Origin of the sequence: Asticcacaulis currens (assembly GCF_028550395.1) — a bacterium.
GTDB classification, from domain to species: domain Bacteria; phylum Pseudomonadota; class Alphaproteobacteria; order Caulobacterales; family Caulobacteraceae; genus Asticcacaulis; species Asticcacaulis currens.
In genome coordinates this window covers 168,930-185,997 of the sequence record NZ_JAQQKW010000006.1, presented here as the reverse complement: position 1 = coordinate 185,997, position 17,068 = coordinate 168,930, and the positions used below count along the sequence as shown (strand labels likewise).

General features: G+C 59.7%; 10 protein-coding genes. 3 read left to right on the top strand and 7 right to left on the bottom strand.

Annotation, left to right across the window (positions count from 1 at the left end):
• Window positions 1-48: 48 nt before the first annotated feature.
• The 5 genes from PQU94_RS11915 to PQU94_RS11895 form a co-directional block, all read right to left on the bottom strand.
• On the bottom strand, window positions 49-2,088 hold the full coding sequence (locus PQU94_RS11915; RefSeq protein ID WP_272741687.1) for a glycoside hydrolase family 9 protein: 2,040 nt from the start codon (window positions 2,086-2,088) through the stop codon (window positions 49-51).
• A 101-nt stretch (window positions 2,089-2,189) separates the two neighbouring features.
• Window positions 2,190-3,473, bottom strand: a complete 1,284-nt coding sequence (locus tag PQU94_RS11910) for a glycoside hydrolase family 5 protein (protein ID WP_272741686.1) — start codon at window positions 3,471-3,473, stop codon at window positions 2,190-2,192.
• Window positions 3,474-3,688: 215 nt separating this feature from the next.
• Window positions 3,689-5,212 (bottom strand): tryptophan halogenase family protein, encoded by a 1,524-nt coding sequence (locus tag PQU94_RS11905; RefSeq protein ID WP_272741685.1) that lies wholly within the window; start codon window positions 5,210-5,212, stop codon window positions 3,689-3,691.
• A gap of 204 nt (window positions 5,213-5,416) precedes the next feature.
• Complete coding sequence (locus PQU94_RS11900; RefSeq protein WP_272741684.1) at window positions 5,417-8,863, bottom strand: TonB-dependent receptor; 3,447 nt, start codon at window positions 8,861-8,863, stop codon at window positions 5,417-5,419.
• Window positions 8,864-9,206: 343 nt separating this feature from the next.
• On the bottom strand, window positions 9,207-9,629 hold the full coding sequence (locus PQU94_RS11895; RefSeq protein WP_272741683.1) for a hypothetical protein: 423 nt from the start codon (window positions 9,627-9,629) through the stop codon (window positions 9,207-9,209).
• A gap of 291 nt (window positions 9,630-9,920) precedes the next feature.
• On the opposite strand from PQU94_RS11895, the gene PQU94_RS11890 reads away from it, so the two are divergent.
• Entirely contained in the window at window positions 9,921-10,625 is a 705-nt protein-coding gene (locus PQU94_RS11890; RefSeq protein WP_272741682.1) for a FadR/GntR family transcriptional regulator, read from the top strand.
• Between the two features lie 55 nt (window positions 10,626-10,680).
• Here the strand turns inward: PQU94_RS11890 and PQU94_RS11885 are convergent, their stop codons facing one another.
• Both PQU94_RS11885 and PQU94_RS11880 read right to left on the bottom strand, forming a co-directional pair.
• Window positions 10,681-12,264 (bottom strand): GH39 family glycosyl hydrolase, encoded by a 1,584-nt coding sequence (locus PQU94_RS11885; protein ID WP_438263742.1) that lies wholly within the window; start codon window positions 12,262-12,264, stop codon window positions 10,681-10,683.
• Window positions 12,265-12,352: 88 nt separating this feature from the next.
• Window positions 12,353-14,401 carry a beta-galactosidase gene (locus PQU94_RS11880; RefSeq protein WP_272741681.1) on the bottom strand — a complete coding sequence of 683 codons (2,049 nt, stop codon included), beginning with the start codon at window positions 14,399-14,401 and terminating at the stop codon, window positions 12,353-12,355.
• Window positions 14,402-14,693: 292 nt separating this feature from the next.
• On the opposite strand from PQU94_RS11880, the gene PQU94_RS11875 reads away from it, so the two are divergent.
• Both PQU94_RS11875 and PQU94_RS11870 read left to right on the top strand, forming a co-directional pair.
• On the top strand, window positions 14,694-15,905 hold the full coding sequence (locus tag PQU94_RS11875; protein WP_272741680.1) for a sigma-54-dependent transcriptional regulator: 1,212 nt from the start codon (window positions 14,694-14,696) through the stop codon (window positions 15,903-15,905).
• Entirely contained in the window at window positions 15,895-17,067 is a 1,173-nt protein-coding gene (locus PQU94_RS11870) for a sensor histidine kinase (protein WP_272741679.1), read from the top strand. The genes PQU94_RS11875 and PQU94_RS11870 overlap by 11 nt, the downstream gene beginning before the upstream one ends.
• Window position 17,068: the final 1 nt, after the last annotated feature.

Genomic DNA, 17,068 nt, shown 5'->3' with positions numbered 1-17,068 from the left:
GCCAGCTCTTGCTGAACATTATATAAAACAGTCGGTTGTACGCATGATCTAGATAAATTTGGACAGCAGGCGGATATAGGCCACCTGATAGCCGTTCGACACCTCGGTGATCGGCCACGAATTCAGCGGCCAGCCATCATTGAAGTCCTTGTAGGATTTTTGCGCGGGCTGCGCATAGGGCGGCGAAGGACGCTTGGTGCCACACAGGTTGCTGACCGACGGACAACGGCTGTCCCAGTCCCATTGCGTCTGGTTGGGGCCGCCCGGCACAAAGCCCGGCGGCGGGCCATAGGTCGAGGTGCCCACGCTGTCCCATTTGGCCGAACCGTCCACAAACCAGGAATGGAAGATCTGAGTGGCGGAGTTTTCCGCGCCCAGACCGGACATATTGGTCAGATAGCACAGGGCCAGCGGGTTCACGCCGTGCATGTAGTGGATATAGGCCGCGGCCGCGTTCAGATTATCGGTCGGGCTATGCGTCGTGTTCAGATTATACACATTGAGCGCCGTAAACAGCAGGCCGAAATTCGCCTTGATGCTGTTGCTGCCCCACACATAGTCGGGAATGAAGGCCTGATACGGGTCGGCCTTTGTGGTGATCTTGCCGCGCACCCATTCCGCATTGACGCCGTTGAGGTAGTTCGTGCGGATCGCATTGGCTGTGGCCGAGGGCACCCCCGGCAGGGTCGCGTAGTGCAGGAGCGCATCCTGCGTCCCGCCATCATAGGGCGACACATAGTTGCCAAAGCGGATCAGGTTGGCCTGCCCGTAATTGGCTTCGACGAAATCGCGATAGATGGTCTTGCCCGTCGCGTCATAGAGATAGACCGCTGCGATCAGGCGCGCCAGCAGACGTCCTCGGTCGTCCGTTTCCTGCTGACCGGCCCCCAGCCCTTGTGATCCGTTAGAGGAGTCATTGTTGTTGAAAACAACATTCGGGTTGGCCACGGCCCAGTCCCAGGCCTTTTCGGCCCGCGTCTGAAGATCGGCGGCATAGCTGGCAAAGGGCGTAAAGCCTGCCAGCACCCTGGCCCCCCGTGCAAAGGCCCCGGCGGTGTTCAGGGTCGCCGATGTGCTGGCCGGGCCATAATAGCTGGGGCCCGTGGCCGCCGACGGGGGCGATGCGTGGCTGAGCCCGACAATCGACAGGACCGAGCCGTCGGCCTGCTGCATGCGGCGCAGCCAGTCGAGCCCCCATTTGGCTTCGTCGATAATGTCCGGAATGCCATTGCCCGATTCCGGGATATTGTAGTCATCTCCCCAGATGGACGGCTTTTCGGCATAGGCGAACAGCAGGGCCGTCACGTATCCGGCCGTCCAGCTTGTATATTTGTTGAAATCGCCCGCGTCGTACCAGCCGCCGGAGACATCGCGTTCGGTCGCGGCATTGGTCTTGTCGCTGTACAGGCGCGCATTGCGGTCCTGACCCGGCCCGACGTGCGAAGCCGCATCGGCCCAGCCAGCCCCGGCATGAGCCACGGTCTTTTCCTGCCCGGCGCGCTGATAATAGAAGTAACGCACCGCCGCCTTCAGCACGGCGGCATAGACGTCGCTGGCGATTCTGAACGTATAGGATCTGACGTTCTTCTGCGCGTCGCGGATGTAGTATTCGCCGACGGCGGTAACGCTGCTGAAGTCGAAATGCCAGACCTTGTCGCCGGAACTCTTGTCAGTCGCGCCGTTGTTCCAGGCCACGGGGGCCGCCGTAAACACCACGGCGTCCGTGGTGGCATTGACCACCTCATAGGCCGTGCCGGGCGTGAAGGAATCGGCGGCGTCGAAGCTGATGATCTGCGTCCCATCGCTCAGGGTGCCCACGGCCTCGTCCTGCGGGTCACGGATGACGGCGACCTTGGCCTGCGTCGGCAGGTAGCCGAACTGATCGACGACAATCGGCAGGCCCAGCGTCATGGTCGAAGGGCGCAACACGGCGGGTGTAGCGGATGAGGCGGACGAAGACGCCCCCCCGCCGCCGGAGCTGCCGCCCCCACCGCCCCCACCACCGCAACTCAGAAGGCCAAACGGGATCAGGCTGATGCCGGCGGCCAGCAACAGACGACGGCGGGTGGAGTCAACGGGGGTGGTCATAAGCAATATCCTTCGCATGACGGGAAGGCGGTCCCTGCCTTGCCGTGGACTGTTCTGTGCGTTTCAGGCCCTGTGCCTGAGCGGATGGTTCCGCCAGTTTGTTATTTCTTGCCGGCCCCGATGAGCAGGGCGTCCAGCATCGCCTGATCCTTGACGGCAAGCGTCGTGCGGTCGATGAGCGCTCCGGTGTCCCAGAAGAAGGGCACGGCGCCATTGGCCCGGGCCTGCTGAGTGACATAGCGGTTCCAGAAATCCACCGAGGCATTGTGCTTGGGCATGTCCAGCGGCTGGGTTTTGCGCCACGCGCCATACTCGCCGATGATGACGGGGATACCCTTGTCGATGAAATGGGTCTTCATCGCCAGCATCTGCTGATCGACATAGGGTTCCTCGCTGTGGGTCGCGTTGCGGTCCGGCTCGATCGTCGAATGGTTGTCGCGGCCCCAGTAGTAGAACATCTTGCCCCAGGACGCATCCTTGTCGATGATCATGAACTGCGACGGCGCGTAATAGTGGACTTCGAACATCAGACGGTTCGTCGTGGTATCGGTGGGCATACCTGGCCACAGCGAAACGGCGAGTTCGGTGTTGGTTTGCGGTGCCTGCACGACGAGGGTGCGGTAGGCGTTTCGGCCACCGGTCGCGCGCACAGCGTCAATAAACGTCTGGTGATAGATGAGTAGGATTTTTGTGTTCGCTTCGGTACCGGCGTCCGGCTCGTTCGCGCTGGCGAAGATCAGGCGTTCGTCGAAGTCGCGCAGGTGGGTGGCGATCTGCTCCCAGAACGCTTTCTGTTTGGCGTTGACCGCGTCCTTGCTGGCCTCATCTATGTGCTTCTCAAGCCAGCCCCCATCCCAGTGGATGTTCAGCACCACATAGAGGTCGGCGTTGATGCAATACTGAACAACCGTCTTGACGCGATCCAGCCAGGTACCGGAAATCTTCGCGGTTGTCTTATCCGCATACTGGTCCCAGGCGCACGGCAGTCGAACGGCGTCAAATCCCAGGGCTTTATACGTGTTGACAAGCGCTTGGGTGATCAGCGGATTACCCCAGCCCGTCTCCCCGCCCATGGCCTCCATCGTATTGCCGATATTGATGGCCAGCTTGATTTTGGCGGCGATCTCGGCCGCCGTGCGGGTCATCCCGGTCGCGTTCGCCGACAGCGGACTTGTATTATAGTTAGGATACAAACCGCTGGCTGAGGAGGAGGAGGAGGAGGAAGACGATGACGAAGACGAAGTGCCGCCTGCGGAGGCCGTCGATACGCCCCCACCGCCCCCCCCACCGCAGGCCACGACCGACAGGGGCACCACGCAGGCGGTGGCCATAATCAGGTGACGACGGTTCAGACCCGCTGGCGTCTTTCCGGTTTGTTTTGTCATAGGGTACTTCCTCATTTTTACAGGCCGTTCACGGCTCTATTTGTGACTGTGTGGGGATATCCGGATATTAAAACCGACAGTGGCATCGGCCTCGCGGAGGTGTCGTTACAGCCTCTATACCGGCAAGGGAGCCCCCATTCCGTGGCCTATAGACCCTTGCGTTCCCAGATTGATAAATTGAATGATTATATGATAATAAAGCCATTTGCGGACTGTCAAGCTATCCCTAATTGTGTGTGAGGCCGCTCAGAGGCCGCCTTGCAGTACCGGTCGATGAAATCCTGATGCGCCGTGACCGCCTGCGCGGAGCGCCTGATCTCTTCGCGGCGCAAATCCATACCCTTTTTGATCTGTTCCAACGGGTGGAGGTCGGCCGCTATGGCGTAGCGCGCGGGCACGGCCCCATTACCCAGAAGGATGGCGAGCCAGCTCGGTTCCATATAGGATTCCAGATCACCCAGCGGGATGTGCGCGCTGGCGTTCCATACATCCAGCTTGTGCCGAAGCGTGTCGGGAATTTCGATGTCGCGGCACGCTGCCCACAAGGGCTCAGGCCGGCGTGAGAGGTAATAGTGCGCGATGATGAAGTCGCGTATGCGTTCGATCTCGCGCGTGGATATCCGATTATATTCGTTGCGCAAAACGGGGTCGATCGTCCTTTCGGGAAAGAACTGAAGCAACTTCAGGACGCCCATGACGATCAACTGTAGCCCGGTGGATTCCAGCGGTTCGAGAAAGCTGGAGGCGAAACCGATCCCTATACAGTTGCGGTTCCAGAACGCCTTGCGATGGCCGGAGGTAAAGCGGAACACCCTGGGCTCGGCCAGCGGTTCGCCATCAACGGCACCAAGCAGGGCGTCGCGCGCCGCGTCGTCGCTCCAGAGGTCCGAATTATAGACCATGCCGTGGCCGCTGCGGTGTTGCAGGGGGATCGTCCAGCGCCAGCCCCCGGCGTGAGCCGTGGACCGCGTAAACGGCATGGGCGCGCCGGTACGCGTCGTCGGGACCGCCATGGCACTGTTGCACAGCAACCAATGCGACCAGTCCACAAACGGCGTGCCCAGCGCCTTTCCCAGCAATTCGGAGGCGAAGCCGGTGCAGTCCAGAAACAGGTCGCCGGGCACCTTGCGGCCATCGGCAAGGTGGATGGCGGTGATATGGCCAGACGTACTGTCCAGATCGACGTGCGTCATCCGACCTTCGACACGCTGCACGCCCAGCCCGGTCGCCACGTCGCGCAGATAGCGGGCGTACAAGGCCGCATCAAAATGATAGGCGTAATGGTAGCGCGCAGTCTGCGGATCGCCGGGCGCAAAATGGTTGTTACGGGCGACGGCGTAGGCGAATGAATAGTCATCGATGGGATGCGGATCACCGGCCTGCCGCAATCTCAGCCAGTAGTGATGGGTGGATACTCCCTCCACCGGGTGACCATAGTCGCTGAAGGCGTGGAAATGCCGGTTCCCCACAACGCCCCAGTCGCAGAACTCAATCCCCAGCTTGAACGTGCCCTGCGTGCGACGAATAAAGTCATGTTCGTAGATACCGAGCAAAGCGTTGCACTGGGCCAGTACCGGCACCGTCGCCTCGCCGACACCGATGATGCCGATCTCCTCGGATTCCACCACAGTGATGCGGGTGTGACGGCGATCCGTCTTGCGCGCCAGCAACCCCGCCGCGATCCACCCGGCCGCGCCGCCGCCCAGTATGACGATCTCCTGTTGCTGTACGCTGTTCATAGAGCGCTTTCTGAATTTATAGCGGACTGATTTCTCCTGAAATCAGTCCGCTCAAGCCGCCATTGAGGCGGCGGCCAAGGTGGCAAAGCCACCGCCCGGCGAGGGCTAAACAAAAATCTAGATCATTGTGTTTCCACCAGAAATCATAATGATCTAGAAGAGCAAGAGCGCTTCGCGATAAAGCGCCCTTCCCCGTTCCGACCGTTAGAAGCGCGCCCGAACGGTGAGTTCGTACCGCTGATCGCTGACGTTGAAGCCGTACGGCTGGAACACGCCGGGCACGGGCTCCTGAAGCGTTTTCGACTTCGTATTGAGAAGGTTGTTCGCGTTGAAGGACACGGAAACCGTCTCACTTACAGTGTAGTCAAATCCCAGGTCCAGATAACCGGCCGCGTCCATATAGGCCGGAACCATGTTGTACACCGGATAGGAATGGGTACTGTCAAAGTTGGTCGGGCTGGTGTTGAGGATGTAGGGGTTGCCGCCGCTCGTCGCAAAGGACAGCGGATTGACGTTGGTGGACAGCAAGGCCTTGTCACGCCAGTTATAGGCCAGACGGAAATTGACCTTCTTGTAGTTATACAGCAACTGTATGTTGTAGGCCCACTTCGACAACCCGGCATAGGGGAGGTTGGGGTAGGTCTGCGGCACCGTGCCGTCCGGGTTGAGGCCCGGCTGCGAGCCGTTTGCCGGCGGCGGGGTCAGCACGCTGTTGGCCAGCTGGGCCGGGTTTCGGCTGTCGATATAGGTCAGGTTGGCATCGATACCGAACCCGCGAAGCCAGCCGGGGAGTTGATCGAAGAACTTGCGGCCACCAAGTTCAAAGCCCTTGATCGTGGCCTTTTCCGGCGACGGGCGATCCTGCAGATAGAGCCATGGCAAATCAAGCGACACATCCGTCAGGATGGGCTGCCCTGTAGATGCCGGGCCGTCAAGTACCACCTTACCCTGGTCATTAATGGTCACCTGCTTGCCCGGAACAGGAAGATTGTTAGCGATGAAGGAATAGAACTGCGGCTGATCCTTTATTTGCTTCGCAAAGACATCGACGTAAAGGAAACTGGAGGAAGACGGATAATACTCGAAGGTAATATCCTGGCTGTTGATCATTGTGGGCTTCAGATTCGCGCCCCCTCCATTGACGGTGAAACCTGTCAGGATCGGCAATGCCTGAGAATTGGTAGGGTTCGGCACAGACCTTGGCGTGACATCACCGCCGGGACGAGACGCATCGAGGTTTGGCGGGGAAGCAGAAACCGACGCCGCCGCGCGAATGATGAACTTGTCGGTTACGTCGAACTTGATGTTGAACGAGGGCAGAACCCGCGTGTATTCGTATGTCCGGGTTTGCGGCGTAAAAGACTCACGGAAAGTATAGATCTTTGGCACCGCCCCCGGGGCAGGTGCGATTCCTGGCTGGTTTCCCGGAGGATTTGCAAGGAAGTATGCGTTGCTGTCAGCAATGCTCGCGGCAAAGCGCTGATCGCCTGAACCGGTTCTCACAAGAGCGGTCCCAATAAGCTTGTCCTGAAATACGCGAACGCCGATATTGCCCGAAAACGCGGGAATGATACCCATGCCTTCATGCGCGAACCTGGCCGATATATAGGCAGCCCTGTTGTCGATACGCGTCTTTACCCGCGCCAGACCTTTTTCGATCCGATCATAGAAGTACTGCTCAGGCGTGGGCTGAGGTACGGCAACACCGCCCACAGTGACGGGGAGACCGTTGTACGTCTTGAGCAAATAGTACCAGTCATACCGCTGAAGGAGCGCCGGGCTGGCAACCAGAAGCTGTGACGGAACCGCCACATCGCCGCCGAAGAAGTTCGGGAAGGTTGTGGTCGTCCAGTCTGCCTGAGGTACATTCGGGTTGTTGAGAAACTGGATATTACCTGGCCCTGAGGCAGCCCAGGCCGCCCCCGCCGGCTTCTGATTCCACGTTTGCCCAAGCGAGGTCCAGTAGGTTCCCGCAAAGTTATCGTCTTCGACACGTTGAGAGGCGCGAATACCGGCAGAAATCTTACGCAGGAAGCCGTCCTCGCTAAACGTGTATTCAAAATCCAGATTACCCGCGTACATCTCCCCTTTGTTATCGGGTTCATGATAAGCAAAGGATGCAAAGTGGACCGTCGAAGGATCGAGCACAAGTGCACTGTCAAAACCCGATAGAACCGGCAGCTCTCCCGTAAGATCAACGTCAAACGAGGAAAGCTTGCTGTTATATCTGCCCATACCGATGCTGATGTCCTTCCCGGTCGAGCGCGAAAGGACATATTGTAAACTTCCGCGCACCGCGAGCTGGTCGCTCGGTTGCCAGACGAAGCTCTGCGAAATGTCCAGGGTGGAGTTCTTGGTCCGCGACGCCCCGGCAGAGCTATTCACATTCAGCGCACCGGGAGGGCTGCACTGCGCCAGAATGGGCCCGCCCGACCAGTCCCACTGAATTGTTGACGCAGGAGCACCATAGGTAGCACCGCAATCAATCTTATACTGCGACGGCAACCACTCCCATCCCGGAACATCAACGGAAGTATTCCCCAATGGATCCCGTTTGCCGGTAGAGCCATACACGAGCGTACCTCTAACCAAGGCGCCATTGGCATCATATTCGACCGGTGAACCCACCTTGGGCTGAATCGCCGCCGACGCGCTTGGGCTTTGCCCCAAGCCACCGTTGTTCGACAGTCTTTCGGTTGAATACTGCGTGTAGAAGACGGTGTTGGTGAGCGTCAGGCTTTCCGTCGGCCGCCACTGGATGGCCTGATAGGCACCGAAACGGTCGCGCTGGCTGCGGTCGTAACCCCAGTCGAACGAGCTGGGCACGAAGGCAAGTTTGTCGTCACGGACCGAGGTGGGCACATATTGACCAAACATGGCCCCGACCTGGAGGTTGCTCCCCTGCTGATTCAGGCGGCTATAGGCGAAATCCCACAACACGCCAATTTCACCGATATTCGTATCGAAACGCTTGGAAAACAGGGCAGAAACCCGCGGCGAAGCCTTTTTCACCTGGCTGCCGTAGCTGGTGCCCATCGTGAGGTTAAGCTGGGGAGCCTTGAAATCGAAGGGCAGATGGGTGCGCAGGTTGATCAAGGACGTACCGCCTTCGATCAGGTCCGCGCGCGACGCCTTATAGACATCGACACCGGCCATCAGTTCGGGCGTCACTTCGTTCCAGCTGATGGCGCTGGCGCCGTTGGCGCTGAACAGCTGTCGGCCGTTGAGCGTACTGGAATTGAAGGGCAGACCGCGCACGGTGATGCCCGTCCCCTCGATCTGGAACGCGGCGCTGCCGCCGTTGGTCGCGCCGAAACGCGAAATCGACACCCCTGAAACGCGTTGCAGCACCTCGGTGATCGAATTGTCAGGCAGCTTGCCCGCCTCATCGGCCACAATCGAATCGACGATCGTGTCGGCCTTCCTTTTGATTTCAATAGCCGATTGAAGCGCCTTACGGCGCGCCGTCACGACCACAACCGCATCCACGTCGGAACTGGACGCTTCCGTTTCCTTGGTTTTGTTTTCGCTTGCGGTTTGCGCCCAGCCCGGCATCGCCATCGACAAGGCAATGACCGAGGTTCCGGCAACGAGCGCTAAAAAGCGCGATTTCATTGGCAACATTCCTGCCTCCCCTGTGAGCCAGCGCATGACCGGCTCTGTTTTTGCTTGATCGTGACCGCAGAGACTCGCTCGGACCACCGTTCTATTCCAACACTATTATGCTATTGTACGACAAGTATGATTTTAGCAACCGTGCAATTGTTTTCATATTTGATGCAAAAACGTCACATCGGAGGTCGTAATGATAACGGCATATTGAAAAATAAAGTCATTTTTAGCTCACAGGTGAAAATATGAAAAAATCACTTGCGCCGCTTTTTGTATGAGTATATTACTTTCTAGCCAACTGGTTTCGGCACTGCACTGAGCATCAAGCCTCTTCCCGCGCTGGACGAGGTCACTTTTCCCTCGCTGAACCTTATCTCCCTGTTCAGCGAGGGCTTTTTATCAGCTCAAAGCCCTCGCCACAGTCCCGACGGGCCCGAACCTGAGACAGGCTGCGGATCTGCACCTCGCGCACGCGAGCAGGGTCGAACGCGCCGTCACTCAGCGGCCCTCCCCGCACAGACTCGACATAGAACTGGATGTAGCGATGGCCGGCCGCCGGTACACGGCATCCTTCCCATCCGATCAGGTGCGCCTCTTCTTGGCCTGTCAGGGCAAATATCTGTACAAATTCTGTCAGAGGGTCGTCCGTGGGGTTATCCACGCGGAATGAGATGAAAGCGCGCCCCTCATTCACCCACAGATGAGGGGAACCGTATCGCAGGTCCGAACCGGCAAAGTCACAGATTGCCGCCGTTTCGCCCGCCTCCCTCGCCTGCGGATCGACGCTCATCGTGATGGCGGCCATACCGGCTCTGCGCATACTCAACTCCCTGACCTTGTGAGGACCTGTGTCGTCCCGTTTTTCAAAGAGTATAGCGCGCCCGGAGACCAATCCTAACCAACTGATAAAATTGACATTATTTCCAACCTTACTCAAAATTTGATGGCATATGTCCGGTATGTCCGATTTCGGACAAATGGTCCGCCCTGCCCGGTTGCTGGCGCAAAGTATTATAATCGCGCCATTATGCTTTAAAGTGCACAGTGAATACGGTAATGTGTAGGCCGAATGGATGCGGTACGAGTTGAGGGCGCAATGACTGAAGTTATCGAGACGGGCGCCAAGATGGCCGTGCATGTTCACCGCCTGCTCGGTGAAGCTATTGTCGCTGGGGATTTCGATGGTACGGGCCTGCCCAACGAAGCCGAGCTAAGTCAGCGCTATGGGGCCAGCCGCACGGTGATCCGCGAGGCGATCCGTATGCTGATGGGCAAGGGCCTGATCAGTATGCGCCAGCGGGCCGACCGTATTCAGCCGCTGGCGGCCTGGAACCTGCTCGATCCGGAGATCAGCTACTGGCTGCGCAAACGCCCCTTTTCGCTGGAGACCTTCCGGGAATTTATCCAGATGCGTCTTGCCGTGGAACCTGTCGCCGCCGGGCTGACGGCGGCGCGCGGGGATGCCCGCGTCATCCAGTCACTACAATCACACCTGACGACCCTTTTATCGAGCCCCCCGCAATCAGAAGACAGGCTCAATGCCGCCATCCAGTTCCATCAGACGATCGTGCTGGAATCGGGGAATGCCTTTTTCACGCGCCTGCTGGCCCTGATCAGCACGGCGCTACACATGGAATTTTCGCACGTCAGCCCCGGCCCGCTGACCGCTTCGTTTCAGGAGCAGATCATGACCTGCATCGCTCAGGCGGATGCCGCCGGCGCCGAAGCGCTGATGCGGGAATTGCTGCGGGCCACCCTGCGGCAGGTCGAGGCCGCGGCGGCGACACCGGCCGAAGACTGACGGCTCAGGATCAGCCGTGAACCGGCCCGTGAAGACCGGTTCACGCACAATCCGATTAATGCGTCGGTACCACCTTCACCAGAACGACATCATTGCTCGACATAGGCAGCTTAAGCGACGCCGTGCCGTTTGATCCCACCGTTACCTTGCGGTCGATTTCTGGCGTATCGGCCGTCAGGGCCTGCATCTTCGCGATCTGCGCGGGCGTCAGATTGTCCGGCGCGCCCAGCTCTATATAGGCGGAGTAGGCGTCATTCTTCTTATAGCCCGTGCGCTGAACCGTCAGGCGGTAGGTACCGGGTTTCAGGCCCGTCAATTGCAGGCTGACCGGGGCCGATCCGGTATTGGGGACCAGCTTCGAGAAGAAGGTCTTGTTACTCCGGCCCTGCTGGTCCGGCAACTGGAAGTCCCAGATAACCGCCGACGCCCCCTTGCCGTCATAGGCCGCCCACACCTGCGCGTCAGACACAGGAATTTCCCTACCGTTCAGGGTATTGAGATACTTATAGGCAAACCACGAAGCCTTGCGGATGCCTTCACGGGTCATCAGGCCAAAACCGCCGTGGAAGGGGGCGTTGGGCGGGCCGGGTTCCTCGAACAGGTCCGAATAGACCCAGTAGCTCATGCCCTGCGCCACGCCCTGCGTCGCTTTCAGCTTGCTGAGGACGTAGGGCGCAGCGACGTAGGAATCGTGGCTTAAGTCGCGCGGGTTATAGCTGGTGCTCCATTCGGTGAAGATCAGCGGCAGGCCGGGCAGGTGCGAGGCCTCGATCTCGGCGCGCACCTTTTTGACGTCGGCGATGATGGCATCCGGCTTCTTCGACAACTGAAGGTCCATCTTGCCCTCTTCGTCGAGATAGCCGTAATCGACGCCATAGGTGTGGGTGGTGGCGAAATCGACGGGCGTGTTCGTCGCCTTGGCGTAGGCCAGCAACTCCGGCACCCAGGCCGCCCCGGCGGTAGAGGGGCCGCCGACGCGCAATTGCGGGTCAATAGCTTTCAGCGTGCGGGCCGTGACGCCATAAAGGGCGAAATACTGCTCCTGATCGGCATACTGGAAGAAGCCGTCGAGATTGGGTTCGTTCCACACTTCGAAATACCAGCTACGCACCTCTTCGATACCATAACGGTCGATCAGGTGCTTTGTGAAATCGTGCACCAGTTGCTTCCACAGATCGAGGCGTGGCGGCGAGGTATTGCCCTTCCAGTAGAAGATGGTCTGATCCGAGGTCTTCAGCGCCGACGGCGTAAAACCCAGCTCGACGAAGGGCTTGATCTTTATCTTCAGCAGGCGGTCGTACAGATAGTCGATCTTGGTCCAGTCATAGACCAGCTTGTCATCGACCCTCTTCACCGTGCCCAGCTCATCGTGAAAGATGTCGTGGAAGCGGATATAGCGGAACCCCAGTTCCTTTGCGGCGATTTCCAGTTGTGCCAGATTCGCTTCACGGATCGTCGTGCCCGGATAGTCGGCCCCGACCGACAGATCATAGAAGCGGTCAAGCGGCTGCGTGGCCTGACGGACGTCGAGGACGACATTGCGTGGGGCCGTCGGTTTGGCCGTCACCGGGGTGGCGGCCGCCATCAGGGCACAGGCGGTCAGGGTGGTCAGGTAACGACGGGAAATGGCTTTGGCCATGATCTACCTCATTGGTCGCGTTTCCGGAGACAGGAAACCGTAAAATCTGTGTGGGGTACTCGCGAAGGTGGGAGCTGCGCGGGGCGAGCTATTGCAAAATTTCCACGCCGTCGGCCTCCAGATGCAGAGTGCCCGACCACGTCTTCCCGGAAAGTAATCCCGTTTTCATGCCTTCAATACGGATATCTTTCGGACCGTAGGACGCGTTCACGTACAGGGTGCGTCCGTTCACCACCCGCGCATAGACGCCTTCAGGGGTCGAGGGTCCCGGCGTGATCCCCAATCGGCCATAGAGGCTGCGGTATAAGGGTTGCAGCACCGACGGCTGAGCGGGTGTTGCGACATAAATGGCCTGCCCCTTTCCATAGGTGTTTATCGTGGCCACCGGGGGCGTTCCCTCGACATTGGAAAAACGGCCCAGAACCGTGGCGGTGGTCGGTTCCAGCACCTCATAGAAGTGAATGGTGGTGTTGATCGACGCCGCCCCGATCTGGCCGCTCAAAGCGGCGTCCCTGCGGTAGAATTCGCGCGTTTTCACCCCGAAGACATCTGACAGATAGCCCGGCAAAGGCGTGTTAAACCATTGATTGGTCTCATTGACCTTGGCGGACATGGCGGTCATGATGACCGTGCCACCGTTGCGTACATAGCTACGGATATTGTCCGCCGAGGCCTTGTCCATCAGGTAGAGGCCCGGCACCACGACCATCTTGTAGCGGCTGAGATCCTCCTTGCCGACATTGATCACAGCGATGTCGATATTGTCGTTATAGACCGGCGCAAAGGCATTGTGCGCCTGAACCATATAGGGCGTGGTCAGGTACTGGGCGACGGTATTCGACCCGCTTTTGGGGCTCGAAGCGGTCCTGGCCTCGAACGAATAGGCGACGGCGACCTGCGGCTTCAGTTCGCGGGGGAAGCCCAGTTTTTCAAGCGTTTTGAACTCTTTGGCCATGGTGGCCCATTCGTCCAGCTTCCACGACGGGGTGTCGTCGTGATCAATCAGGCCAAACAAGGCCTGCTCCTCACCCCCCAGATGCGTGTTGAACGTCCAGGCCAGCATGCCTTGCGCCCCATTCAAGAGGCCGAAATAGCCCCACATGCGCGACCGGCCTTTGGTGCCGTAATAGCCACCGCCGCCCGCCTGAAACTCGGAAAACCAGCTCGGTGTCGGCAGGGCACCGCGCATCATCAGGGTTTCGAAAGCGCCACCGATAGCATCGCCATTATAATAGCCGTGCGACCCGTGCGAGACGTACTGTTTGTAGGTGGACAGATAGTCGAACCCCTTGCGATCGCTGCTGTCCCAGAGGTTGGAAATGACCGGCTTGTCCGGCGCGTTCCTGCGCCGGGCGTTTTCGAGGATCATCAGGACGTTGATCGTCGCGTCTGACCAGTACCGGCGCAGATCCAGATAGCGCTCAAACGGACCCGGCCCATCCCCATAAGGGATTTCCACCTGATCCCATGCGGTGAGGGTGCGTGACCAGCGCTGCGTCGCCCAGGCCTTGTTCAGAGTGTCCAGAGAGCCGTACTTCTTTTGCAGCCACGCCACAAAACGCGTCTTATCGGCCTCGGAATAGGACATGAAGCCATTGCCGATTTCGTTATTGTAGCCGAAGGCAATGACCGCCGGGTGGTGACCATACCGTTTGGTCATGGCCTCGGCCAACGCGGCGACCAGCCTCAGATAGTCAGGATCGCTGGTATTATCCATATAGCGCTCGGCCGCATAAAGGCGCGTGCCGTTCTGTGTGACAAGATCGACCCCCGGATAGGCCTTGTGCAGCCACATGGGGGCCGGCTGGCCCGGAATATCGACAATCACCTTGATGCCGTTGCGATGCATCTCCTCCAGAACCGCATCGAAGGCCTCAAAGGTGAAGACGCCCTCGGCTGGCTGGAAATAATCCCACGACAGATCCCCCATGCGTACCACGGTGAAACCGGCGGCCTTCATGCGCGCAATGTCCTGATGAATCTGCACGGGCGTGCGGTCCACCGGCTGATAATTGGCACCGACATAGAGATGCGAGTCGGGCACGCGCAACTGCCCCGCCGGGGCCTGCGCGAACGCCCCACCGGCCACAGCCGATAACAGGGCGCACGCCCCCACCAAGGTCGCTTTGAGCTTCATCCACCATCTCCCCTGTTCCGTTATCCTTGGCCATATGTTTGACGCATACGGAGCGGATTTTTTGTGTTATTGTCAGACTAACATAGAGAGATCACTCAGGAACTCAGAATTATGTTTCGCTGCTCGTTTTTTGACACCTGCGGGTTTCGGGCGCTACCCGGCCGAATCAGCGGTGTGCGTCTGCACAGTTTACCAGACGCTCAAACCACATATAACAGACGGTATTAGTTGACGTTTTTCACGGACACTCACAAAGTGTCCGCAATATTGACCGCCCTGTCCGAAAGCGTACATGACCAAGCCCGCCCCGACCCTTCTGTTTGTTGACGACGATCCGGATGTGCGCAAGACGGCCGAACTTCTGTTCCGTCGGGCGGGGTACACCTATCTGGAGGCCGCGTCGCCGGTCAGCGCCCTCAGCCTTGTGGCGACCACGCCGGTCGATCTGGTGCTTCTCGATCTGAACTTCTCCAAGTCCCAGACCTCCGGTCAGGAAGGCCTTGACTGTCTGGGGGACATGCTGCGTCACGCCCCCAGCCTGAGTGTCATCGTCGTGACCGGTCACAGCGGGCTTCAGATCGCTGTTCAGGCCCTGCGCGCCGGGGCCCGTGACTTCGTGATGAAGCCGTGGAACAATGACCGCCTGCTGGCGACGGTGGAAGCGACCCTCGCGGCCCGACGCACGGATACGCTTGTCGCCGCCCGCCCCCCGGTCCTGATCGGCCTGTCCGAACCCATGCGCCGCATCATGGCGGCCATGGACCGCTGCGCCGCCCTGACCATCCCCGTCCTGTTTACGGGGGAGACGGGGACGGGCAAGTCTCTGGCGGCCACGGTCCTGCATCATCAGTCGCGCCGGTCCACCCTCAGCGTAGTGGAATGCGCCACCCTGTCGCCCGACGATCTGGACGATACCCCCAACCGCACCCTGATCCTCGAAAACATCGACCGCCTGCCGGACAAGAGCATCCCGGCCCTGCTCGGCTATCTGCACCGCGCCCCGCGTTCCAACTGCCGCGTCCTTTCGACCAGCACGCGCCCCCGCGCCGAAATCGGGCTGGACCGCGGTCTGCTATATGCCCTCAGCACCATGGATATCGCCCTCGTCCCCCTGCGCGAACGGGTCGAAGACATTGTGCCTCTGGCGGAACATTTTATCCTGACCACCTGTCAGTTGCATGGTTTCAGCCCGCGCACCCTGTCTGCCGAGGCCCGCGCCAGCCTTCAGGCCGAAGCCTGGGCCGATAATGTCCACGCGCTGAAGCAGGTGATCGAGCGCGCGCTCATCCTTTCGGACAACCCCACCCTGACCACCGCCGACCTGCACCTGCACGACCGTCCCGGTCTGAGCGCGGACCTGCCGAAAGGCAATCTGGCGCAATCGGAGAAACGACTGATCGAAGATGCGCTTAACCGGCATAATTTCAACGTTTCGGCGGCCGCTGCCGATCTGGGGCTGACGCGCCCTTCCCTTTATCGCCGGATGGCCAAACATGGCCTTTGAGTCGCGACCGTTGCGGGCGCTCGCCCTTGTGGCCCTCATCCTCAGCGCCGCCTTCACCTGCGATGCGCTGATGAAGGCGCTGTGGGCCAATGCGGCCATAGGGATGCTGATCGGCACGATCCTGTTCGCCGGTCTGATGAGCGCGCAAAGACGCTCGGTGGCAGCGCCGATTGCCTCGTCTGTCAATGGCGCCGCCGATCCGGTGCACGTCTTTCTGGATCAGATACCCCTGCCCCTGATCAGCCTGGTCCCCGGCGGCATGCCTCAGGCTGTCAATCGCGCCGCCCGCACCCTGTTTGAGACCGATGACGCCATTGTGCGCGGTCGGGACGCTCTGCTGGCCGCCCTGACGCCCCCGAATGAGCCGCGACTGGACCTGTTCGGGCGGCGCTACGCCCTGACCGTCACCGAGGTTCAGACCCAGGACGGCCCGTTCCGGCTGGCCACCCTCACGGATGTGCAGTCGGAACTGCATCGCGCCGAAGCCGCCACGCTGCGCGATACGCTTCAGGTGCTGGGCCATGAAATCATGAACTCGCTGACGCCCATATCGTCCCTGGCGGACATTGCGCATGACTACCTCAGTCCGATGCAGAACGAAGCCGCCGACAAGGCCCGCGAAGCCCTGTCCACCCTGTCGCGCCGGTCAGCCAGCCTGACGCGCTTTATCGAGGCCTATCGCAGCCTGGCGCGGTTGCCACCACCGCAGGTGCAGCCCGTGCTTCCGGGGCGTCTGGTCGAGGACGTGCTGAGCTTCTTCACCCGCAATCCGGCCCTGAACGAGGTGCGGTTCGACAGGGAGATCGCCGAGGATGTGCCGTGGGTGGCGCTTGACGAAGCCCAGGTGGGGCAGGCGCTGATCAACATACTCACCAACGCGGTCGAAGCCACGGAGGCCAATACCGGCCTGCGTCTTATCCGGGTGAGCGTCTCCCATACGGCCCACGATGTCGTCATCCGCATCGCCGACAATGGTCAGGGCATAGCCGAAACGGTGCGGGCCGGTCTGTTCATGACCTTCACCACGACCAAACCGCACGGGTCAGGCACGGGTCTCAATCTGGCCCGACAAATCGCTCTGGCGCATGGCGGTAATCTCGGTTTGATCGAAGACCCGTCCGCCTCTACGGTGTTTGCCTTCACCTTCCCGGTCACCGGATAGC